This window comes from Sphingomonas sp. SUN039 (assembly GCF_024758725.1).
Lineage (GTDB): Bacteria > Pseudomonadota > Alphaproteobacteria > Sphingomonadales > Sphingomonadaceae > Sphingomonas_O.
Map to the genome: position 1 here is coordinate 819,529 of NZ_CP096972.1, position 19,604 is coordinate 839,132.

The 19,604-nt window shown below is 64.6% G+C and carries 21 protein-coding genes and 1 riboswitch; of the genes, 9 read left to right on the plus strand and 12 right to left on the minus strand.

Features of this window, described 5'->3' with window-relative positions; genetic code table 11:
- Nucleotides 1–227: 227 nt before the first annotated feature.
- Nucleotides 228–1,430: a ribonuclease D gene (gene rnd / locus M0209_RS04095; RefSeq protein ID WP_258887029.1), complete on the minus strand. Its 1,203-nt coding sequence runs from the start codon at nt 1,428–1,430 to the stop codon at nt 228–230.
- A 70-nt stretch (nt 1,431–1,500) separates the two neighbouring features.
- Here rnd and M0209_RS04100 point away from each other — a divergent pair, with 70 nt between their 5' ends.
- From M0209_RS04100 to M0209_RS04120, 5 genes are read left to right on the plus strand one after another with little or no spacing between them, the layout of a single operon-like run.
- Complete coding sequence (locus M0209_RS04100; protein WP_258887030.1) at nt 1,501–1,839, plus strand: hypothetical protein; 339 nt, start codon at nt 1,501–1,503, stop codon at nt 1,837–1,839.
- Nucleotides 1,839–3,359 (plus strand): FAD-binding protein, encoded by a 1,521-nt coding sequence (locus tag M0209_RS04105; protein WP_258889557.1) that lies wholly within the window; start codon nt 1,839–1,841, stop codon nt 3,357–3,359. Before M0209_RS04100 ends, M0209_RS04105 begins: the two co-directional genes overlap by 1 nt.
- A gap of 46 nt (nt 3,360–3,405) precedes the next feature.
- On the plus strand, nt 3,406–5,178 hold the full coding sequence (gene aspS / locus M0209_RS04110) for an aspartate--tRNA ligase (RefSeq protein ID WP_258887031.1): 1,773 nt from the start codon (nt 3,406–3,408) through the stop codon (nt 5,176–5,178).
- 5 nt (nt 5,179–5,183) lie between these two features.
- The gene (locus tag M0209_RS04115) at nt 5,184–5,942 is read left to right on the plus strand and encodes a class I SAM-dependent methyltransferase (protein WP_258887032.1); all 759 of its coding nucleotides are present in this window, start codon (nt 5,184–5,186) and stop codon (nt 5,940–5,942) included.
- A gap of 13 nt (nt 5,943–5,955) precedes the next feature.
- Entirely contained in the window at nt 5,956–6,426 is a 471-nt protein-coding gene (locus M0209_RS04120) for a glutathione peroxidase (protein ID WP_258887033.1), read from the plus strand.
- Between the two features lie 67 nt (nt 6,427–6,493).
- On the opposite strand, the gene M0209_RS04125 is transcribed toward M0209_RS04120, so the two are convergent.
- From M0209_RS04125 to M0209_RS04160, 8 genes are all read right to left on the minus strand, one after another.
- Nucleotides 6,494–6,715, minus strand: coding sequence for a hypothetical protein (locus M0209_RS04125; protein ID WP_258887034.1), 222 nt, complete (start codon nt 6,713–6,715; stop codon nt 6,494–6,496).
- A gap of 58 nt (nt 6,716–6,773) precedes the next feature.
- Nucleotides 6,774–7,769: a type II secretion system F family protein gene (locus M0209_RS04130; RefSeq protein WP_258887035.1), complete on the minus strand. Its 996-nt coding sequence runs from the start codon at nt 7,767–7,769 to the stop codon at nt 6,774–6,776.
- Between the two features lie 16 nt (nt 7,770–7,785).
- On the minus strand, nt 7,786–8,760 hold the full coding sequence (locus M0209_RS04135) for a type II secretion system F family protein (RefSeq protein ID WP_258887036.1): 975 nt from the start codon (nt 8,758–8,760) through the stop codon (nt 7,786–7,788).
- A 3-nt stretch (nt 8,761–8,763) separates the two neighbouring features.
- Nucleotides 8,764–10,059, minus strand: coding sequence for a pilus assembly protein CpaE (locus M0209_RS04140; RefSeq protein WP_258887037.1), 1,296 nt, complete (start codon nt 10,057–10,059; stop codon nt 8,764–8,766).
- A 1-nt stretch (nt 10,060) separates the two neighbouring features.
- Nucleotides 10,061–10,684, minus strand: coding sequence for a CpaD family pilus assembly protein (locus M0209_RS04145; protein WP_258887038.1), 624 nt, complete (start codon nt 10,682–10,684; stop codon nt 10,061–10,063).
- Between the two features lie 17 nt (nt 10,685–10,701).
- On the minus strand, nt 10,702–12,396 hold the full coding sequence (locus M0209_RS04150) for a type II and III secretion system protein family protein (RefSeq protein ID WP_258887039.1): 1,695 nt from the start codon (nt 12,394–12,396) through the stop codon (nt 10,702–10,704).
- A gap of 1 nt (nt 12,397) precedes the next feature.
- On the minus strand, nt 12,398–13,417 hold the full coding sequence (cpaB, locus tag M0209_RS04155; RefSeq protein ID WP_258887040.1) for a Flp pilus assembly protein CpaB: 1,020 nt from the start codon (nt 13,415–13,417) through the stop codon (nt 12,398–12,400).
- A gap of 84 nt (nt 13,418–13,501) precedes the next feature.
- The gene (locus tag M0209_RS04160; protein ID WP_258887041.1) at nt 13,502–14,065 is read right to left on the minus strand and encodes a prepilin peptidase; all 564 of its coding nucleotides are present in this window, start codon (nt 14,063–14,065) and stop codon (nt 13,502–13,504) included.
- A gap of 46 nt (nt 14,066–14,111) precedes the next feature.
- On the opposite strand from M0209_RS04160, the gene M0209_RS04165 reads away from it, so the two are divergent.
- The 3 genes from M0209_RS04165 to M0209_RS04175 are packed head-to-tail and all read left to right on the plus strand — an operon-like array spanning nt 14,112 to nt 16,364.
- Nucleotides 14,112–15,053, plus strand: a complete 942-nt coding sequence (locus M0209_RS04165) for an alpha/beta fold hydrolase (protein WP_258887042.1) — start codon at nt 14,112–14,114, stop codon at nt 15,051–15,053.
- The gene (locus tag M0209_RS04170; RefSeq protein ID WP_258887043.1) at nt 15,050–16,141 is read left to right on the plus strand and encodes an FAD-binding oxidoreductase; all 1,092 of its coding nucleotides are present in this window, start codon (nt 15,050–15,052) and stop codon (nt 16,139–16,141) included. Before M0209_RS04165 ends, M0209_RS04170 begins: the two co-directional genes overlap by 4 nt.
- 49 nt (nt 16,142–16,190) lie before the next feature.
- Complete coding sequence (locus M0209_RS04175; RefSeq protein ID WP_258887044.1) at nt 16,191–16,364, plus strand: DUF1508 domain-containing protein; 174 nt, start codon at nt 16,191–16,193, stop codon at nt 16,362–16,364.
- 4 nt (nt 16,365–16,368) lie between these two features.
- On the opposite strand, the gene rnhA is transcribed toward M0209_RS04175, so the two are convergent.
- The 3 genes from rnhA to ispH are packed head-to-tail and all read right to left on the minus strand — an operon-like array spanning nt 16,369 to nt 18,701.
- Complete coding sequence (rnhA, locus tag M0209_RS04180; RefSeq protein ID WP_258887045.1) at nt 16,369–16,812, minus strand: ribonuclease HI; 444 nt, start codon at nt 16,810–16,812, stop codon at nt 16,369–16,371.
- Nucleotides 16,809–17,747 (minus strand): homoserine kinase, encoded by a 939-nt coding sequence (thrB, locus tag M0209_RS04185; RefSeq protein ID WP_258887046.1) that lies wholly within the window; start codon nt 17,745–17,747, stop codon nt 16,809–16,811. Before thrB ends, rnhA begins: the two co-directional genes overlap by 4 nt.
- The gene (ispH, locus tag M0209_RS04190) at nt 17,748–18,701 is read right to left on the minus strand and encodes a 4-hydroxy-3-methylbut-2-enyl diphosphate reductase (RefSeq protein ID WP_408988179.1); all 954 of its coding nucleotides are present in this window, start codon (nt 18,699–18,701) and stop codon (nt 17,748–17,750) included. It abuts the gene before it with no gap.
- Here ispH and M0209_RS04195 point away from each other — a divergent pair.
- Nucleotides 18,700–19,422, plus strand: a complete 723-nt coding sequence (locus tag M0209_RS04195; protein ID WP_309547049.1) for a hypothetical protein — start codon at nt 18,700–18,702, stop codon at nt 19,420–19,422. The genes ispH and M0209_RS04195 overlap by 2 nt on opposite strands.
- A 79-nt stretch (nt 19,423–19,501) precedes the next feature.
- Nucleotides 19,502–19,597, plus strand: a riboswitch (glycine riboswitch).
- The last annotated feature ends 7 nt before the right edge of the window (nt 19,598–19,604 follow it).

The window sequence follows — 19,604 nt, forward strand, 5'->3', positions numbered from 1 at the left end:
TGAGATGAATTCTTCTTCGCCGAGCGTTAGCGAGGTGCTCTGCCGAGCGCCAGCGAGGTTCTTGTGGCAAACGCCGTGTTCTCGCTAGCGCTCGAAGGGGCACCTCGCTGGCGCTCGGCGAAGGGTGACCCCAAACCGCTTGGCTGATCTTGTCGAAGCCCTGTCCTTCGATCGTAACATTTCGACGAGAAGGGTAGCCCTTCGACAAGCTCAGGGAAGCGGTTTGTTTAGGCCACGTCCGCGACGACTGCTTCCGGCCCGACATCCTCCGTCCGCGTCATCTTCAGCTTCCCGTTCACTACCGCGAACGCCAGCCTTCCCTCGACGAGGTCGAGCGCATCGCGGCCGAACTGGTCGAAGCGCCAGCCGGTGAGGATCGACAGGCCTTCGCGGACGCCCGCGGCCAGCGCATCCAGGTCATCGGTGCGCGCCAGCAATCTCGGCGCGACGTTCGATTCCTTGGCGCGGATTTTCAGGAGCAGTTTGAGCAGGTCGGCGACCAGCGCGCCGTCCTTGCCCAACCCGGGCTTGCGGTCGTCGCGCGGGGGCATCAGTTCCGCCGCCAGCGGCCCGGCATTGCCCAGCGCCGCCATCATCCGCCCGCCGATGTCGTTGCCGGCCCAGCTGGTCGAGAGGCCACGCACTTTCGACAGCTCCCCCTGCGTGCGCGGCGGGTGGAGCGCGAGGTCGCCCAAAGTCTCGTCCTTGACGATGCGGCCGCGCGGCAGGTTCTTGGTCCGCGCCTCATGCTCGCGCCAGGCGGCCAATGCCCTCAAACGACCCAGCACTTCGGGCTTGCGGCTGGCGATCTTGACGCGCTTCCACGCTTCGCCAGGTTCCTGCGCGTAATTGGCCGGGTTGCCGAGGCGGTCCATTTCCTGGTCGAGCCATGCGCCGCGCCCGGTCTTGTGGAGTTTTTCGAGCATCATCGGGAAAATCTTCGACAGATGCGTGACGTCGCCGATGGCGTAATCGATCTGGCGCTTGTCGAGCGGGCGGCGGCCCCAATCGGTAAAGCGCGCGCCTTTATCGAGTGTGATGCCGAGCCACTGGTCGACGAGGTTCGAATAGCCGACCTGTTCGCCCTGACCCAGCGCCATCGCCGCGACCTGCGTGTCGAACAGCGGGAAGGGCGTCTTGCCGGTCAGGTTGTAGACGATTTCGATGTCCTGCCCGCCGGCGTGGAAGACTTTCAGCACGTCGTCGTTCTCGGTCATCAGGTCGAGCAGCGGCTTCAGGTCGAGTCCCGGTGCCTTGGGATCGACGGCGGCGGCCTCATGCTCGTCGGCGATCTGGATGAGGCACAGGTCGGGCCAGAAGGTGTTTTCGCGCATGAATTCGGTGTCGACCGCGATGAAGTTCGATTTGCTCAGGCGTTCGCACATTGCGGCGAGCGTGGCGGTGTCTTCGATCATCGGGTGAATCTGCATCGCCCGTCTATACCGGTCGCAAATTCGCTGGCAAATTGTTTGCCGGGTGGAACGACGCGAGGGGGATGCGATGAGCTGGGCATGTGCGGGATGGATCGTGGCAGCGGTGCTCGGGCTGATCCTCGCGGGGCAATCGATCGCGGCGACGGCGGATTTCTTCATCGCGGTGGCCAATCCGCGCCCGGTGGGGGAACGCACGCTGATCGTGACCGCGCGGGCATGGGGTTTTGTCATGCAAAGTCCCGAAAGCCGGTTCGTGTCGGGCGGCGCGGGGCAGGGGCTGTCGGATGTGCGTTTCTATGCGACGCCCAAACAGGCGATGACATCGTTCGTGACGCTCGGTTTCCTGCGCCCGGTCAGCATCGTCTATCGCCACCACGCGGGCAGCTATCCGATGGGCGACGCGTGATGGCGCATGCGGTGCGGCGCGGGGCGCAGGTCTGGGAGAATTACCACGGCACCGCGTCGTGTGCGCTCGCCGACCGGATCGAGCTGTGGAACGATGCGGTTAGTTCGGGGCGTCAGGCGCTGAGCGAGGCTGCTGTGCTGGTGCAGGGGCTGTTGCGCGAAGCGAAGGCGGCGGGGGTGACCGTGCGTCCGGTCGGGTCGGGCTGGTCGCCCGCGCCGATTGCGATGTCGCCGGGGGGCTGGCAGTTCGAAATGCCGCGGCTCAACCGGACGTTCCGGCTGGCGGCGGGCGATCTGGCGGCGGGCAATGCGGTCGATCCGGCGACCTTGATCCTGACGCAGGGTGGCGCACTGGTCGACGAGATCAATGATCGGGTCGAGGGCGAGCTGCACCGCTCGCTGCGGACGACAGGCGCAAGCAACGGACAGACGATCGCAGGGGCGTGTGCGACCGGTACCCACGGGTCGGTGATCGGCGCGGGTGGCATTCAGGATCATGTCCGCGCGGTGCAGATTGTGACGCCGACCGATGTGTGGTGGGTGGAGCCGTCGGCCGGTTTCCTCGGCGACGCGTTCATTGCGGCATCGGGGGCCAGGCCGCTGCGCGACGACGATGCCTTTGCGGCGGCGCGGCTGGCGGTGGGATCGCTGGGGGTGGTGACGGCGCTGGTGCTCGAAACGGTGCCGCGCTTTCTGGTCGAGGTGTTTCAGGCCAAACGGATCGTCGCGCATGCCGAGATCGACATGCTCGGCAGCGGCGATTTTCGGGGCTTTTCGCGGCTGCTGGGGCGCGACGAAGATCCCTATTTCGTCCAGGTCATCGTCAACCCGTCTAACCCGACCAAGGGCAAGGCGCTGGTCAAGACGATGTACCGGCGCGATTGGCGGCCCGATTATCCGCAGCCGGGCGTCGTGCCGCTGGGGGCGAGCTACGACACGCTGAGCCTGCTCGGCGATTTGCTCGAACGCTTTCCGTTCCTGCGCGGGTGGCTGCTCCAGAAAGCGATGGAGCTGAGCTATCCCGACGCGCCCAAGCCGGGTGAAGCGCTGCCGATCGGGACATGGGGCGAAATTACCGAGACGCACACGCCGCTGGGGAATCTCTTCAACGGATCGGTGACGGTGCCGCGTGCCGAGCTGTGCCGCGCGTTCGATACCATCCTGAAGGCTTATACCTCGGGCGGCGGCAGCAACAGCGTGACGATCCGTTTCATGGACGCCGCGACCGGGCTGCTGGCACCCGCGCGGTTCGATCACAACGCCGTGATCGATTTCGACGGGGTGCGGAGCGCGGCGAGCCTCGACTCCTACCGGCGTGTGGTTGCGGCGCTCGACGCGGCGGGCATATCGTTCGGTCGGCACTGGGCGAAGGCCAACGCGCTCGACGCGGCGCGCGTGCGGGCCGATTATGGCGAGCGGCTGACCCGCTGGCTGGCGGCGCAAGTGCGGATCATGCCCGATGCGGGGGACCGCGCGGTGTTCCATGCACCCGAACTGGCGCGGCTCGGGTTGATCGCCTGACCCTGATTGCTTGACATTCCGGCGCGGCCCCTGTGTTAGCCGCGCCATGACACTTCACAGCTACCGCTCGCACACCTGTGCCGCCTTGCGCGCGTCCGATGTCGGCGCGACCGCCCGGATTTCGGGCTGGATTCACCGCAAGCGCGACCATGGCAACCTCATGTTCGTCGATATCCGCGACCATTATGGCATCACCCAGGTCGTTACCGACACCGACAGCCCGGCGCATGCCGTGCTCGACCGGCTGCGCGCCGAAAGCGTGGTGACGATCACCGGGGATGTCGTGGCGCGGTCGGCAGAGACGGTGAACGCGGCACTGGCGACGGGCGAGATCGAAGTTCGCGCGCGCGAGGTAGTGGTGCAATCGACCGCCGCCGAACTGCCGATGCCGGTGTTCGGCGAGGCGGAGTATCCCGAGGAAATCCGGCTGAAGTATCGCTATCTCGACCTGCGGCGCGAGCGGCTGCACGCCAATATCGTGCTGCGCTCGAACGTCATTTCGAGCATCCGCCAGCGCATGATCGGGCAGGGGTTTACCGAATTCCAGACGCCGATCCTGACCGCGAGCAGCCCCGAGGGCGCGCGCGATTACCTCGTGCCGAGCCGCGTCCATCCGGGCAAGTTCTACGCGCTGCCGCAGGCGCCGCAGATGTTCAAACAGCTGCTGATGGTCGCGGGCTTCGATCGCTATTTCCAGATCGCGCCGTGCTTCCGCGACGAGGACGCGCGGGCGGACCGTTCGCCGGGGGAATTCTATCAGCTCGATTTCGAGATGAGCTTCGTCACGCAGGACGATGTGTTCGCGGCAATCGAACCGGTGCTGCACGGCGTATTCGAGGAATTCGCGCACGGTCGTTCGGTGAGCGCTGCGCCGTTCCCGCGCATTCCGTATCGCGAATCGATGTTGAAATACGGGTCGGACAAGCCCGACCTTCGCAACCCCATCGTCATCACCGATGTGTCGACGCACTTCGCGGGTTCGGGCTTCGGGCGTTTCGCGTCGATGGTCGAGGCGGGCGATGTCGTCCGCGCGATTCCGGCACCCGGAACGGCGGACAAGAGCCGCAAGTTCTTCGACGACATGAACGGCTGGGCGCAGGGCGAGGGCTTTGCGGGGCTGGGCTATATCACGCAAAAGGGCGGCGAACTCGGCGGTCCCATCGCCAAGATCCATGGCGAGGAAGCGACACGCAAGCTGGTCGCGGCGCTTGGGCTTGGACCGGATGACGGGATTTTCTTTGCGGCTGGCCCCGAAGCAACGGCGGCGAAACTCGCAGGTGCTGCGCGGACGCGGATCGGGAACGAGCTGGACCTGATCGATAAGAATCGCTTCGAATTCTGCTGGATCGTCGATTTCCCGATGTTCGAATATGACGAGGACGCGAAGAAGATCGATTTCAGCCACAACCCCTTCTCGATGCCGCAGGGCGAGATGGACGCGCTGGAGACGATGAACCCGCTCGATATCCTCGCCTATCAGTACGACATCGTGTGCAATGGCATCGAGCTGTCGTCGGGGGCGATCCGCAACCACCGGCCCGACATCATGTACAAGGCGTTCGAGATTGCCGGCTACACGCAGGAGCAGGTCGATACGAATTTCGCCGGCATGATCGGCGCGTTCAAGCTGGGTGCGCCGCCGCACGGTGGGTCTGCACCGGGCATCGACCGCATTGTCATGCTGCTGGCCGACGAGCCGAATATCCGCGAAGTCATCGTGTTTCCGATGAACCAGAAGGCCGAAGACCTGATGATGAACGCGCCTGCGCCCGCAACGATGAAACAATTGCGCGAATTGGGTATACGTGTGGTCGAATGAGCGGGGTGCGTCCCGCCTATGGCATCGACGCGCCCGGTCTGGTCCGGGGCTTTGCCGGAACTGGTGTGGTTTTGGCAGTCGCTGGCTTAGCGCTGTCGTTTGGGTTTGCAGCGTCTTGGGCATCGATGCTGGGGTCGGCCCTCTTGATCGTTGCGCTCTATTCGCTCGGCATGTGCGCGCTCATGCTGCACGGCAGTCTGATCGTGAAAGTGCGCGATCGAGAACGCATCCTCGACCTCGTGCAGTGGCGCGGCGACGAGCGTGTCCTCGATGTCGGGTGCGGGCGCGGCCTGATGCTCGTGGGTGCCGCCAAGCGCCTGACAACCGGGCGTTCCGTTGGCATCGATATCTGGTCGGCCCGCGATCAAGCGTCGAATGATGCCGAGCGCCCGCTTGAAAATGCCCGGCGCGAGGGCGTGGCTGAACGGGTTGAGGTACTGACTGCCGATATGCGCGACCTGCCGTTCCCTGATGGCAGTTTCAATGTCATCCTATCCAACTGGGTGGTACACAATGTCGACGACGTCGCTGAGCGACGCAACGCATTGGCCGAAATGGTGAGAGTTACCCGCCCCGGCGGCTCAATCCTTCTTACCGACATCGTCAATCACGGCGAATATTCGGAGGCGTTGGCGGCGCTCGGTTGCACCGACGTATCGATCGTCATCCTATCGCGCTTGCGCTTCGGGTTTTTGCGCGCGATCACCTTTGGAACATTTGCTCCGGCCACCGTTCGCGCATTTAGGTCGGTGGCGCAGGGATGAGCAGGAGGACGACATGAACGCCAAGGACTTTACCGTACGCAAGGCCGATGGGACGAGCATGAAGCTGGCGGAAATCGACGGGCCTATCCTGGCGGTCAACGTCGCGTCGAAATGCGGGCTGACCCCGCAATATGAGGGGTTGGAGGCGCTCAACCGAGAATATGGGCCGAAGGGGCTCACCATCCTGGGCTTTCCCTGCAACCAGTTCATGGGGCAGGAACCGGGCACGGCGGACGAGATCGCCAGCTTCTGTTCGCTGACCTATGACGTGACCTTTCCGGTGCTGGCCAAGGTCGAGGTCAACGGCAGCGGTGCGGACCCGCTCTACAAGCACCTGAAGAAGGAGCAGCCCGGCCTGCTCGGCTCGTCGATCAAATGGAATTTCACCAAATTCCTGATCGACAAGGACGGCAAGGTCGTCGAGCGGTTCGCGCCGACCGACAAGCCCGAGAGCATTAAACCGAGCATCGAAAAGCTGCTTTAGGGCGCGAAGACCCGCAACGCCGAACGGCCATCGACGCGCTGCGCCGCAAGTCGTCCCGTAGAGTTTGCTAGAACGCCCCCGTCTGGACCGGCTGTCCGGCTGCAACGACTTCGCCGTGCCGCTTCAGATGCGCGTCATAGTCCTTGCGGAGCGCGAGATGGGCGGAGCGTTCGGTTTCGTACGCCTTTTTCCATTTGGCCCCGCCCGACCGGCTGAGCAGCCCGAGCAGCCAGCCGATGACGAGCGTCAGGCCGAGGATGAACCAGCCGTTTCCGGTGAAACTTTCCATCGCAACTTCTCCTGTTGTTACCATGCAGCAACGACGGGAGCGGTTGGCAGGTTCCGCCTTAGCCCTTGAAGACCTCGGAAATCGAGCAGGCTGCGGGTCCGAGAATGACGACGAACAGCACCGGCAGGATGAACAGGATCAGCGGTACCGTCATGATCGCCGGCAGACGTGCGGCCTTTTCCTCGGCGCGCATCATGCGCTCGTGGCGGAATTCGGCGGACAGCACGCGCAGTGCCGAGGCCAGCGGCGTGCCGTATTTCTCGGTCTGGATCATCGTCGTGGTGACGCCCTTGACCGAATCGAGCGGGACGCGCGCGGCGAGATTTTCGAACGCCTGACGACGGTCGGTCAGGAAGCCCAGCTCGATCGCGGTCAGCGCGAACTCGTCGCCGCACTCGGGATAGGCGCGGCCCAGTTCCTTGGCGACTCGGCCGAAGGCGGCATCGACAGTCAGACCGGCTTCGGCGCAGATGACGAGGAGATCGAGCGCGTCGGGCAGACCCTTGCGGATCGCCGTCACGCGCTTGGTCACCATATTGCCCAGCCAGATGTCGGCTGCCTTGTAGCTGAAGATCAGCGAACCCAGCACGACGCCGGTTCGCTTCCACGGCGTCCAGGTTTCGAGTCCGCCAAATGCATAGACCCACAGCACGACGCCACCGCCGAGGAAGATCGGCAGGACCATGCGCGCGAAGATGACGATGACGGCAAGATCCTTCGACCGGATACCGGCCTGCATCAGCTTTTTCTGCGCTTCCGCAAGCTGGCTGTCCTGCAACACTTTGAGCGAGTTCAGGAACGTCCGCATCTTGTCGGCGGTTTCGCTCTTGTTCTGGAGCTTGGCGCGGCGTTTCGAGGTCGAGGCGACGATACCCGCCTTCAACTGCTCGCGGCGGTCGTTGAGCGCCTTGACCCGCTTGGCCATCGGGTCGCGCACCGTCGTGGCGGCATAGATCGCGACGAAGACGGCCATGGCGGCGACGGCGGCGAGCAGCGTTGCCACCCACAGCACATCGACTCCCAAAAGCGTCGGTCCGGTTTGAACGGGCTGCATGACTGGTCCGTTCCCCCTAGATTTCGAAAGAGATCATGCGCGACATCACGAACGCGCCGAGGCCCATCCAGCACATCGCGCCCAAGCCGGTCGCGATCAGCTTCGGATTGGTGAAGAACTGCTGCATATAATGGTCGTTGATCGTGTAGATCAGGCCGAACACGATGAACGGCAGCGCGCCGATGATATAGGCCGACGCCTTCGATTCCGACGACATCGCCTTGATCTTCAGCTTCATCTGCGCGCGCGAGCGCAGGACATTGGCGAGGTTCGACAGCGTTTCGGCGAGGTTGCCGCCGGTTTCGCGCTGGATCTGGATGGTGATGCAAAAGAACTGGAATTCAGGCGTGCCGAGCCGGTCGGCGGTGTCCTGCAACGCCGCGTCCATCGTCCGTCCGATCTTGATTTTGTCGCTGACGCTGCGGAATTCGACTCCGACCGGGCCGGGGACTTCGCTCGCCACGACACCGATGGTTTCGGAGATCGGCAGACCCGAACGCAGACCGCGCACGAGCAGCTCGATCGCATCGGGAAAACGCTTGTTGAACAGGTTGATGCGCTTGTTGATCAGATAGCCGAGCGCAAAATGGGGCAGGCCGAATCCGGTCGCAGCGCCGAGCGCCAGCCCGAGCGGCAGGCTGCCTAGTTTCAGCCAGGCGAGCATCCCGACGACGACGAGGATGCCGACCGAAGTCATCAGATACTGCGCGGGCGTCCAGCTCTTGCCGGTCATCGCAATGCGTTTTTGCAGCTGCGCGGGGTTGGGCAGGATGCGTGTGGCCACCCCGTCCATGCGCGTCGCGCGATTGGCCTGGATCCGCCGCAGCTGCGCCTCGACCACCGCGCCCGTCGAGCTCGAATGCCGGTCCTTCAGCGCAATCAGGCGACGCGCCTTCGCCTTGTCGACCGACGGGCCGGCAAAGGCAAAGACCATCAGGACGAGGACCACCAGGACCCCGCCAGCCATCGCAGCGATCGGCAAAATGTCCATGGCTTAGTCGGCCTTGGCTTTGGACTTCTTGGGCAGCATCGACTTGAGGCCGCCCAGCTTGCCGAGCAGCGACGGTTTCGCCGGCTTGGCATCGCCGTCGGCAGATTTCGCCGCTGCCTCGTCGCCGACGGCAGCAAGCCGGTCGACGATCTCGCCCAGTGCCGCGCCGACCTTGGTTCCCTTGCCCGCTTCGGCAACGGTCTTGCCGAGCTTGGCGGCCTGGGTCGCGACCTTTGGATCGAAAGCAACGATGAAATCGACCTTGCGTTCGATCGAACTTTCGAAATCCTTGCGGCTGATTTCCGAAGGGCCGGTCGACGTGACGCGGTTGGCGACGACCAGGACACTGGTCTGCGGTGCGTTCGATTTCAGCCACGACAGGATGCGGATGACGTCGCGCGCCGACGCCAGCGTGAGTTCGGTGACGAGAACCGTGGTCTGCACGTCCTGCATCAGGTGCGGATGCTGGACCAGCATGGCACGCGGCAAGTCGATGACCGTCGTCTCGAATGCCGAGCGCATCTCTTCCTGGAGCTGATAGAATGCCGCGCCATCGGTCAGCATCGGCTGGTTGATCGGCGCCTCGGCGCTGAGGATCGCGAGCTTGTCGTTCGCCTTGACCATGGCGCGCTCGATGAACAGGCCATCGATGCGGCTGGGGTTCTCGATGGCGTCGGTCAGGCCACGGCCCGGCTCGAGGTCGAGCGCGAGTGCGCCCGTGCCGAAATGGACGTCGAGGTCGAGCAATGCGGTCGAGCGACCGGCGCGGTCTCCCATCATCCACGCGACCGATGTTGCAATCGTCGAGGCTCCGGCGCCGCCCCGTGCACCGATGACGGCGGCCATCATATGCGGCCGCTCGACACTGGCATCGGCGTGGCGCGGCGCGTTGAACACGGCTTGCGCGTTGGCAAAGGCATCGCGCAGCTGGTCGGGACTGAACGGTTTGAGCAAATAATCCTGGATGCCGCTCGCGACGAGGTCGCGGAACAGGCGGACGTCATTGACCTGGCCTGCCGCGATCACGACGGTGCCCGGCTCGCAAACTTCGGCGAGCGCATTGATATCGTTGAGCGGATCGCCGCTTTCCGACAGATCGACGAACAGGATCTGCGGGGATGCCGACACCGACAGGGTCTGGACCGCGTTGCGCAGACCGCCCTTGTTGATCTTGTCGGGAGCCCAGCCGAGCTCTACGGCGACCGGACGCAGCGAGTCGGCGGTCATGTCATCGCAGACAAAGGCCGTGAACGGCTCGCGCATCGTGCCGGTGCGTGAAGGGGACCAAGGCGCGTTCATCTTATTTCCCCTTTGTGGCTTCGGACTTGAGGCCGCCCGCGCCGGTCGGCACGGCATTGCGATAGGTACGGATCGCCTTTGCAGCCGTCGCGCCATCGGGCGACGTCGCACCGGTGCGGCCCGAAATCAGATCGCGCGGGTCGGCGACCATCGCAGCGAGATTGCCGTTGGTCGCGCAGCCGTAGTTCGACAGGGCATGCCCGTCGAAATTGGGGTTCGCGGGGCGGCTCCAGTCCGGGCAATTTGGCACGCTGGCGCTCATCCGGCTAACGATCACGCGGATCGATCCCGCCGGGATGTCGCCTTGCGTCACCGGTGCGGCTTCGTCGACCAGCAACCCGTAACGTGCCACCACGGCCGACACCGCGTCGCGGGCACCGGGGCCATAGCCCTGCGTGTCGACCGCGACATGGTCGCCGTAACGTAGCGACAATGATTCGAACCAGCCGGTCAGCGCACGGTCGTCGCTGTCGCCGAGGCGATCCGACGGGGCGGGCATGTCATAGACATAATCGGTACGGCTCACGACCGGCTGATGGACCGAGGAAAGGCCGCGGTTCTCGGTGCCGCAGCCCGCAAGGATGCTGCAGCCGAGCAGGGCAAGGACGGTAAGGCTGTGCTTCATGTCGATACCTCTCGCGATCAATTGCTGAAACCGGGCGCAGCCGAGGACGGCTTGCGTGCGGCCTGCCGCTGGAGCGGGGCAGGGGTCAGCGACCCGACGGCCGGACGCGCCGGGACGGTTACCGAAGGGGCCAGGGTCGGCGTCGGACGCTTCATGCCCTTTTTGCCGCTGAAATCCTGACCCATCAGGAAGTTCTGCAGGTCGGTCGGGGTCTGCAACCCGTCGGTCGGCAGCTTGATGTCGTTCGCCGACACCGGCTTCACCAGATAGGGCGTGACGATGATCATCAGCTCGGTCTGGTTGCGGCGGTATCCTGTCGACCGGAACATGGCACCCAGGATCGGCACGTCGCCGAGGCCGGGTGCCTTGTCGATCGAGTTGGTATTGGTGTTCTGCATCAATCCGCCGATCATGAAGCTCTGGCCGGAGCCGAGTTCGACCGTCGTTTCGGTGCGGCGTGTCGTCACCGCCGGAATGGTGAAGCCGTTGAGCGTCACCGCCCCTTCGGACGACAGCTGCGACACTTCCGGGCGGACGCGCATCGAGATGCGGCCGTCGGCCAGCACCGTCGGCGTGAACGCCAGGCTGACACCGAACTGCTTGTATTCGACCGAGACCGTGCCCAGCGACTGCGAGATCGGGATCGGGAATTCGCCGCCCGCAAGGAAGCTGGCGGTTTCACCCGACAGAGCGGTCAAATTGGGTTCGGCGAGCATCGACACGAGGCCGTTGTTCTCGGCCAGGTCGAGCGCGGCACCGAGATCGATGCCAAACAAGCTGCCGAGGAAGCCGAGCGTGGTCTTGCCCGCGCCAAGGCCGGTATAGCTGATCGCCGAACCCGCCTGGGTGATGAACTGGCCCGTCGCCGGATTGAACGGCAGCGCGATCGAGCCCGCCGGGAGTCCGTAGAGCGACGAGGCGTCGAGCTTGGGGAAGCCCGATACGTCGACCTTGCCGATCGACCCGAAATTGCGGCCCTGGATGACCCCGAAGTTGAGGCCGGTGCCCTGATCGCGCGACGTCAGGTTTACGCCGATCTGTTTCGACAGCGACCGACTGACTTCGGCGATCTTGACCTGCAGATTGACCTGCAACGGCGTCGCCGCGCGCAGACGGTTGATCGGCACGATCTTGAGCATCGCGCCGGGCTGGTTGGTATCGACGCCAGGGTTCAGATAGGCGCGGACCAGGTTTTCCGCCTGACCGGCATCGTCGGGCGTCGCCACCGTGCCGGTCAGCACCGCGACCTGGCCGACGATCGTCACCTTGATGTTGGCGTCGGGCATCGCGAGTTTCATGACCTTGTCGATCGACGTCAGGTTCTGCGACACGCGGACGTTGGTTGCATAGACCACCTGACCCGATGCCGTGGTCGCAAAGATCGTCGCTTCGCCGTCATCCTTGCCGAAGATGTGGATCTGGCGCGGATTGTTGACGTACACATCGGCGGCCTGCGGGTTCGACGTCCACACACTGCTGACCGCAGTTGGCAGGGTCACGAGCTGACCCTGACCGGTCGACAGCGTGATTTCCGACGTCGGACGCTGGGTGCCGACCGGCAACTGTGCGACCCGGGCGATCTGGCGTGCAGGCTTTGCTGCCGTGGCCTTGCGGCTCTTGGGCGCTGCCGCACTGGCGGCAGGCATCCCGGCGATCATGACGACCGCCATGGTCGCTGCAACCGAACGGTGCAGAAGAGTGGAGTAGCGCATGTTACTTGCCCCCAATCGGAACTTCGGTGACGCTGTTGCCGCGGCCGACTTTGACGACCGGACCTTTCGGCGCTTCGGGATTGATGCCGCCGGCGGGTTGCCGCTCGGTCGGTCGCGCGGCGACCGGACCCGGTGTAGGCGCACTGCGACGTTGGAAGCGCGAGACATCGGCACCCGTGACGAAGGTCGGGTTGCTGTCGAGCGGCTGCGAAGCGACGCTGAGCGCGAGCTTGCGATCGGCCTTCGGATCGCCGCTTGTCGGTACATTCACTTCGCCCGACGCAATGGCACGTTCGAGTTCGGCAGTCGTGTCGGCGATCGGGCGCAAGCTGAGGGTCAACTGGCCGATCGACTGGGCGACCGCGATCTTTTCGGCGATGCGCGGCGTTGCTTCGAGCGTGACGGTGTTGAAAGCCTTGACTTCCTTCTTCCCATCCTTGTCTTCCGACGAGGTGCGCTGGTCGGTGGCAAGCACGCGCATGTTGCGGACGATCGTTTCCGATGTCTTGAGCGGAGGACCGCCGCCGCCGCTGCCGTCGACCGACTGAGTCAGCATGACATCGACCCGGTCGCCCGGAAATACAAAGCCCGCGACGCTGGTTTCAGCGCGAACCGCAACCGTAATGGCACGCATTCCCGGTCCGAGCGCTGCAGCGAGGAAACCCCGGTCGCCCGGCTGGACGAACGAGCCCATCGTCAGAGGCTGGCCAGCGGCCATCTCGTTCCGCACGACCGAACCGCGTAGAACGTTGATGTCGAGTTTGCCCTCGACGTAATAGGCGCCCTTGATCAGGTCCTTGGGCCAGGGCTGATATTTGAAATCGGCCTCTCCCAGAATCGTGCCGACGGGCAGTGCGTGCGTGGCGACCAGCACCTTCGGGCCGGTGGGCTGCGAGAACAGGACGGGTGCCGCGACTGCAACAGGCGTTGCCGATTTCACGAACATCTGCCGGGCAAGCAATGCGGTGACGAGCGCCACCACAACTGCACCTACGAGCAAAGCGATCTTCTTAGGCTCCATGGCCCCCAAGCCTCCAGCATATCGCGACGTTTGCGATCGGGGCCGACCTTTCAGGCCAAATGGTTAAGATATCGTTCGGACAAGTTATCGGCTGCGTGACAAACGGCGGTGCGCCAGCCGAAACGCAAAGGCAGCGACGCAGGACAGAATTGCGACCGGGGTGACGATGCGGAGGATGTCGGTTTCGGGCAAATAGCCATAGCGTCCGCCGAGCGCGACGATCGCGCCGAGCGCGATGGAAATGCCATAGGGATTTTCGAACCGCCGTCCTTCCGCGTGCAGCGTGTGCCGCACGAGTTGCACCGATGTCAGGATGCCGCCGACCATCGCGGTGCCGACGAAGGCATCGAGGAAATCGAGCGGTGGCAGCAGGAGCGCGACTGCCGTCAGCAACTTGACATCGCCGCCGCCCATTTGCCCGATCCGGAAAGCCCCGAGGAAGACCACGAACACGACGGTCGCGATGGCGAGTTGCAAGGCCAGCCCGGGCCACAGCGTCAGATGAGTCACCCACCAGAACGGCAGGGCCAGCAGCGCAATCGAGATGTTTACCCAATCGGGGATGATCCGGCTGTGTCCATCGGTCACCGACGCCACGATGAGCAGGGCGACGACCACAGCGGCAAGGGTCAATTCGAAGGTAACCATCCATTCCCCCTAGACGAGCGGGCTTGCCAAAACGTAACCGGAGCGGATGACCGCTTATCCTGCTGCCCGCCGCACCATCCCTGCCGATGCGACACGCTCGATGTTTCCGTTGCCAGACGGCTGGCCGATGCGCGTGTTCGACCGTCCTGCACAAGGGACGCGCGGCAGCATATTATGGATCGGCGGGCGCGGCGACATCATCGAGAAATATCTCGAATGCCTTGAAGAATGGCATGGTGCGGGCTGGCACGTCACCGCATTCGATTGGCGCGGGCAGGGCGGATCGGGCCGGTTGCTGGCCGACCCGAGCGTGGGCCATATGCCCGATTTCGCAACCTGGATCGACGATCTGGCGGCGTTCTGGGCCGACTGGACCGCGCGGACGCCGGGACCGCATGTCGTCATGGGGCATTCGATGGGCGGGCACCTCGTCCTGCGCGCGGTGCTCGAACGGCGGATCGACCCGGCGGCGACGGTGTTGTCCGCGCCGATGCTGGGATTCAGCGGTGGGCTGCCGACGTGGCTCGCCGCGCCGCTGGCTTCAGTACTGGCCAGATTCATACCCGAGACAAAGGCCTGGAAACAGGGCGAGAAACCGGGTGCGGTCGATGCACGCCGCCAGTTTTATCTGACCCATGATGCCGGGCGCTATGCCGACGAAGTCTGGTGGAAGACGCAAGACCCTTCGCTCGAGCTGGGACCGGCAAGCTGGGCATGGGTTGCCGCCGCCTATCGCTCGAACGCACTGATCGATGCGCCCGGCGCGCTCGAACGACTGACGTCCGAGATTCTTGTCGTCGGAACCGAAGGCGACCGGCTGGTCAGCCCCGCCGCCATCCGTCGCGCCGCTGCACGGTTGTCCAAGCCCGAGCTGCTGATGTTCGACAAGAGCGTGGCGCATGAGGTGCTTCGCGAAATCGATAGCGTGCGTAACGGCATTCTGGGCCGGATTGCGGCTTTCCTCGACCGCGCGGCACCCGCGCGGTGAAGTTCGACGTTGCGATCGTCGGTGCCGGAATTGCCGGCGCGAGCGTTGCCGCCGAACTCGCCCCCCATTGCCGCGTCGTGCTGCTCGAGGCGGAGGATATGCCGGGCTATCACAGCACCGGTCGTTCGGCTGCATTCTGGCACGAGACGCTGGGCGGTCCGCTCATCCAGCCGCTGACCACCGCATCGCGGGTGGCGCTCGAAGCAGGCGGCTTTCTCAAATCCCGGCTGTCGCTGAATGTCGCGACCACCGAAGATTTGCCGCTGCTCGACCGGTTGGAAGCGAGCTTTGCGGGGACCGGTGTCCGCCTCACCCGGCTCGACCACGCCGGGGTCGCTGCGCTCGTCCCGCGCGCTACCGCTATCCTTGCAGGCGGCGTCGTCGAGGAGGATTGCGCCGATATCGATGTCGCGGGGCTGCACGCGCAGATGCTGGCGGGCTTCAAGCGGGCGGGCGGTATCCTGAAAACGGATTTCCGCGTGGACCGGATCGCGCGTGACGGCGATGGCTGGCTGGTTGCCGCAGCCACGGAGAGCGTCCGGGCCGATGTCGTTGTCAACGCCGCCGGAAGCTGGGCGGATGGCGTCGCGGCGATGGCGGGAATCGCGCCGGTCGGCATCGCGCCCAAACGCCGGACGATCGCGCAAGTCCGCGTCGATGGCGACGATGTGCCGCCTCACGGCCCGCTGACCATCGACATTGCGGGCGGATATTATTTCAAACCCGAAGGTCCGAACCGCGTCTGGGTCTGTCCGCACGACGAAACCCCCGTCGAGGCGGGCGATGCCGCGCCCGAGGAACTCGACGTCGCGATTGCCATCGACCGGTTCGAGACTGTGACGTCATGGCGTGTGGTCGCCGTCGAGCGCAAATGGGCGGGCCTGCGCAGCTTCGCGCCGGACCGGCTGCCGGTGTACGGCTTTGCACCCGACGCGCCGGGCTTTTTCTGGTGCGCGGGGCAGGGCGGGGTCGGCATCCAGACGGCACCCGCCGCCGGTGCGCTGTGCGCGCATCTGATCCTGGGCGACCGTGTGGAATTGCCTGAAGGCGTCGATCCACAATCGTTTGCATCCGACCGGTTTGCATGAGGCGCGTGGTTGGATAGGATCGCAAGCGGTTCGAACCGAGGAGCGTGGCATGGCCCATTATTTCGAGATCAAAACCAACAAGGCGGGCGAATTCGTCGCCTATTTCAAGCACAACAGCGAAACGATGTTCTGGACCGAGGGCTACAAATCCAAGGCGTCGGCCAAGAACGCCATCGAATCGATCCTGAAGAACGGTCCCGGCGCAGAAATCCGCGAGGCCTGAGGCGTTAACGGCTGGCGAGCGCCGCGTCGCTCGCCAGCCGGTCGGCGCGTTCGTTGTCGGGGTGTCCGGCATGACCCTTCACCCACACCCAGTCGATGCGGTGCGGTTCGGCAGCGGCGATCAGTTCGCGCCATAGATCGGCGTTCTTGACCGGCTGTTTCGATGCGGTTTTCCAGCCGTTGCGTTGCCATCCCTTCAGCCATTTGGTCAGCCCGTCCATCACGTAGCGGCTGTCGGTCGACAGCGTCACATGCGACGGCCGCTTCAGCGCCTCGAGCGCGCGGATTGCCGCCATCAACTCCATGCGGTTGTTGGTCGTGGGCGTTTCGCCGCCGGACAAATCCTTTTCTACCGTGCCGTATCGAAGGACCGCGCCCCAGCCGCCCGGGCCGGGATTGCCCTTGCACGCGCCATCGGTGGCGATTTCCACTTTGGGGAGTTCGCTCATTGCGCGGCGTAGTGATCAAGGCGGCGCAGAAAGGCGAGGGGGTCTTTGCGCGTGACGAGCGCATCGGCGGGCGTGTTGAGCCAGTCCCAGGCGCGGGTTAGCAGGAAGCGGAGGCAGGCGCCACGCGCAAGAGCAGGAAAAGCGGCTTCCTCATTCGCGGTCAGGCCGTGGACGGTCCGATACCCCGCGATAATCGCATCGCCGATCTCGGCCCGGTAGCCGCGTCCGTCATGGTCGAAGCTCCACGCCGCATGTGTTACCGCCACGTCCCATGCGCGCACTTCGGTGCAGGCAAAATAGAAATCGATAATGCCGCCGACAGTGTCGCCACGCATCAGGACATTGTCGGGAAACAGGTCGGCGTGGATGACCGAGGTTGCCAGATCGCGCGGCCAATGCCGGTCGAGCCAGTCGAGTTCGTCGGCAACGCGCTGGCCCAGCCCGGGCGCGATGCCGTCGAGATCGCTGCCGCATCGCCCGGCCAGCGTATGCCAGTCGGCAAGGCCCAGCGCATTGGGCCGTTGTCCCGCAAAGCCGGCAAGCGCGCTATGCATGTCGCCGAGCGCGGTGCCCGCCGCATGCGCCTGAGCCGGTGTCGGTTCGCTCACCGAGAAGCCGGGCAGAAACTGGATCAGACAGGCGGGCCGCCCCGCGACATTCTGCAACTGCAGGCCGTCGCGATCGGCAATGGCGCGCGGGACAGCGAGGCCGCGATCGGCGAGATGGTCGGTCAGCGACAGGAAAAACGGCAGTTCCGCTTCATTAACGCGCTTTTCGTAGAGCGTGAGGATGAACCGCCCCTCGGTCGTATCGACCAGGTAATTGGTATTCTCGACCCCTTCGGCGATGCCCTTGGCAGAAACGAGCGTGCCGACATTATAGCGCTTGAGCAGATCGGTCAGCGCTTCGGCGGTAACAACCGTATAGACGGCCACCTACGCGGCAAGCCCGCGCGGCAGTTTGAACGACATCGTCTCGACCGTGGTTTCGACCTGGCGTTCGGTCACGGTGAAGCGGGTGGCGAGATGGTCGACAAGTTCGCGGACGAGCACTTCGGGAGCCGACGCCCCGGCCGTGATGCCCAAGGTGCGGACGCCTTCCAGCCAGCCGAAATCGACTTCGCCCGCGCGCTCGACGAGTTCGGACGGCACTCCCGAGCGCCGCGCGACTTCGGCCAGACGTTGCGAATTCGACGAGTTCGGCGAGCCGATAACGATCATCTTGTCGCATTCGGGGACGATTGCCTTGACCGATTCCTGTCGGTTCGACGTCGCGTAGCAAATGTCCTCGCCACGCGGTCCCTGGATCGAGGGGAACCGGATCTTCAGCGCATCCACGATCTCGTTGGTATCGTCGACCGACAGCGTCGTCTGGGTCAGGAAACCCAGCGAGTCGGGGTTGGCGGGCGCAAGTGAAGCGACATCCTCCACGGTTTCGACCAGGGTCATCGCACCCTCTGGCACCTGCCCGAACGTCCCGATCACTTCGGGATGGCCGCGATGGCCGACGAAGATGATGTGCCGGTCGTTCTCGACAAGCCGTTCGGCCTGCCGGTGGACTTTCGACACCAACGGACAAGTTGCATCGAGATAGGCAAGACCGCGCGCCTGCGCCGCCTCGGGAACGCTTTTGGGAACGCCATGCGCCGAAAACACCACGGGCGCGCCATCGGGCACTTCGTCGAGCTCCTCGACGAAGACCGCGCCCTTTGCGCGCAACGTGTCGACGACATAACGGTTGTGGACGATCTCGTGCCGGACATAGACCGGCGCGCCGTGCTTCTCGATGGCGAGTTCGACGATATGGATGGCGCGGTCGACGCCTGCACAGAATCCGCGCGGTGCGGCGATCAGCAGGTTGAGGGGCGGTTTGGGATCGGCAAGGCTCATGGACATGCCCCTTACGCGATTGCTTGCCACCGGCAAAGCCGCTTCCTATGACGACCGCCAGATGTTCCGAGAGGGTATTTTAGTGAAGCTTCGTCCCGCCGCTGCTGCGATTGCCCTCACTCTGCTGGCCGGTTGCGCCAAGGACGGCGACATCGACGAGACCGGCGGCATCGCCATCACGCGCAGCGCCTGTCCGGCTGTCGCCGTTCCCGCCTCGACCGGCGATGTGACGTTCTTCAATCCCGCGAACAGCCGCGCCTCCACCGCCATCGACGTGACCGCGTCGATCACCAACATGCGGGTGGCATGCAACGAGCAGGGCAGCGATGTCGTCGCTAACGCCACGTTCGACGTGCTGGCGCGCCGCGCCGATCCGCGCGGTGCCCGTGAAGTCGTCATCCCCTATTTCGCGACGGTGATGCGCGCCGGAACGACGGTGGTGGCGAAACGCATTTCGACCGTCCGTATCGTCTTTCCTGACGGCCAGACCCGCGCCTCGGCGCGGGGCGAGGGCGGGGCGGTGATCGCGCGCGCCGATGCGACCTTGCCGCCCGATATCCAGAAGCTGCTGACCCGCAAACGTCGTGCGGGCGATGCCGAAGCAGCAACCGATCCGCTCGCCCGTCCCGAGATCAAGGCCGCCGTCGCGCGCGCCAGTTTCGAACTGCTTATCGGTTTTCAGCTGACCGCCGACCAGCTGCAGTATAACGCGACGCGCTAGCCGCCTGAGAGACTGATGCCCGGTTGACACGAATCGGTCGCTCGCCCATCGCCTGACTCAAGCCGGTCGGGGCAACCCGGACGGCCGCGCGGGAGAGCTGACACGGGAATCCCCGGCAGCGCCGAAGGAGCAACCGCCCCGGAAACTCTCAGGCCCAAAGGACCGCGCGGACGACAAGGCGA

Coding starts and splice junctions, on each gene's coding strand:
- rnd (WP_258887029.1), bottom strand. CDS start 1,430: ATGCAGATTCACCCGATGATCGAAGACACCGCCACGCTCGCCGCAATG.
- M0209_RS04100 (WP_258887030.1), top strand. CDS start 1,501: ATGAGCTGGGCATGTGCGGGATGGATCGTGGCAGCGGTGCTCGGGCTG.
- M0209_RS04105 (WP_258889557.1), top strand. CDS start 1,839: ATGGCGCATGCGGTGCGGCGCGGGGCGCAGGTCTGGGAGAATTACCAC.
- aspS (WP_258887031.1), top strand. CDS start 3,406: ATGACACTTCACAGCTACCGCTCGCACACCTGTGCCGCCTTGCGCGCG.
- M0209_RS04120 (WP_258887033.1), top strand. CDS start 5,956: ATGAACGCCAAGGACTTTACCGTACGCAAGGCCGATGGGACGAGCATG.
- M0209_RS04125 (WP_258887034.1), bottom strand. CDS start 6,715: ATGGAAAGTTTCACCGGAAACGGCTGGTTCATCCTCGGCCTGACGCTC.
- M0209_RS04130 (WP_258887035.1), bottom strand. CDS start 7,769: ATGCAGCCCGTTCAAACCGGACCGACGCTTTTGGGAGTCGATGTGCTG.
- M0209_RS04135 (WP_258887036.1), bottom strand. CDS start 8,760: ATGGACATTTTGCCGATCGCTGCGATGGCTGGCGGGGTCCTGGTGGTC.
- M0209_RS04140 (WP_258887037.1), bottom strand. CDS start 10,059: ATGAACGCGCCTTGGTCCCCTTCACGCACCGGCACGATGCGCGAGCCG.
- M0209_RS04145 (WP_258887038.1), bottom strand. CDS start 10,684: ATGAAGCACAGCCTTACCGTCCTTGCCCTGCTCGGCTGCAGCATCCTT.
- M0209_RS04150 (WP_258887039.1), bottom strand. CDS start 12,396: ATGCGCTACTCCACTCTTCTGCACCGTTCGGTTGCAGCGACCATGGCG.
- cpaB (WP_258887040.1), bottom strand. CDS start 13,417: ATGGAGCCTAAGAAGATCGCTTTGCTCGTAGGTGCAGTTGTGGTGGCG.
- M0209_RS04160 (WP_258887041.1), bottom strand. CDS start 14,065: ATGGTTACCTTCGAATTGACCCTTGCCGCTGTGGTCGTCGCCCTGCTC.
- M0209_RS04165 (WP_258887042.1), top strand. CDS start 14,112: ATGACCGCTTATCCTGCTGCCCGCCGCACCATCCCTGCCGATGCGACA.
- M0209_RS04175 (WP_258887044.1), top strand. CDS start 16,191: ATGGCCCATTATTTCGAGATCAAAACCAACAAGGCGGGCGAATTCGTC.
- rnhA (WP_258887045.1), bottom strand. CDS start 16,812: ATGAGCGAACTCCCCAAAGTGGAAATCGCCACCGATGGCGCGTGCAAG.
- M0209_RS04195 (WP_309547049.1), top strand. CDS start 18,700: ATGGACATGCCCCTTACGCGATTGCTTGCCACCGGCAAAGCCGCTTCC.
- ispH (WP_408988179.1), bottom strand. CDS start 18,701: ATGAGCCTTGCCGATCCCAAACCGCCCCTCAACCTGCTGATCGCCGCA.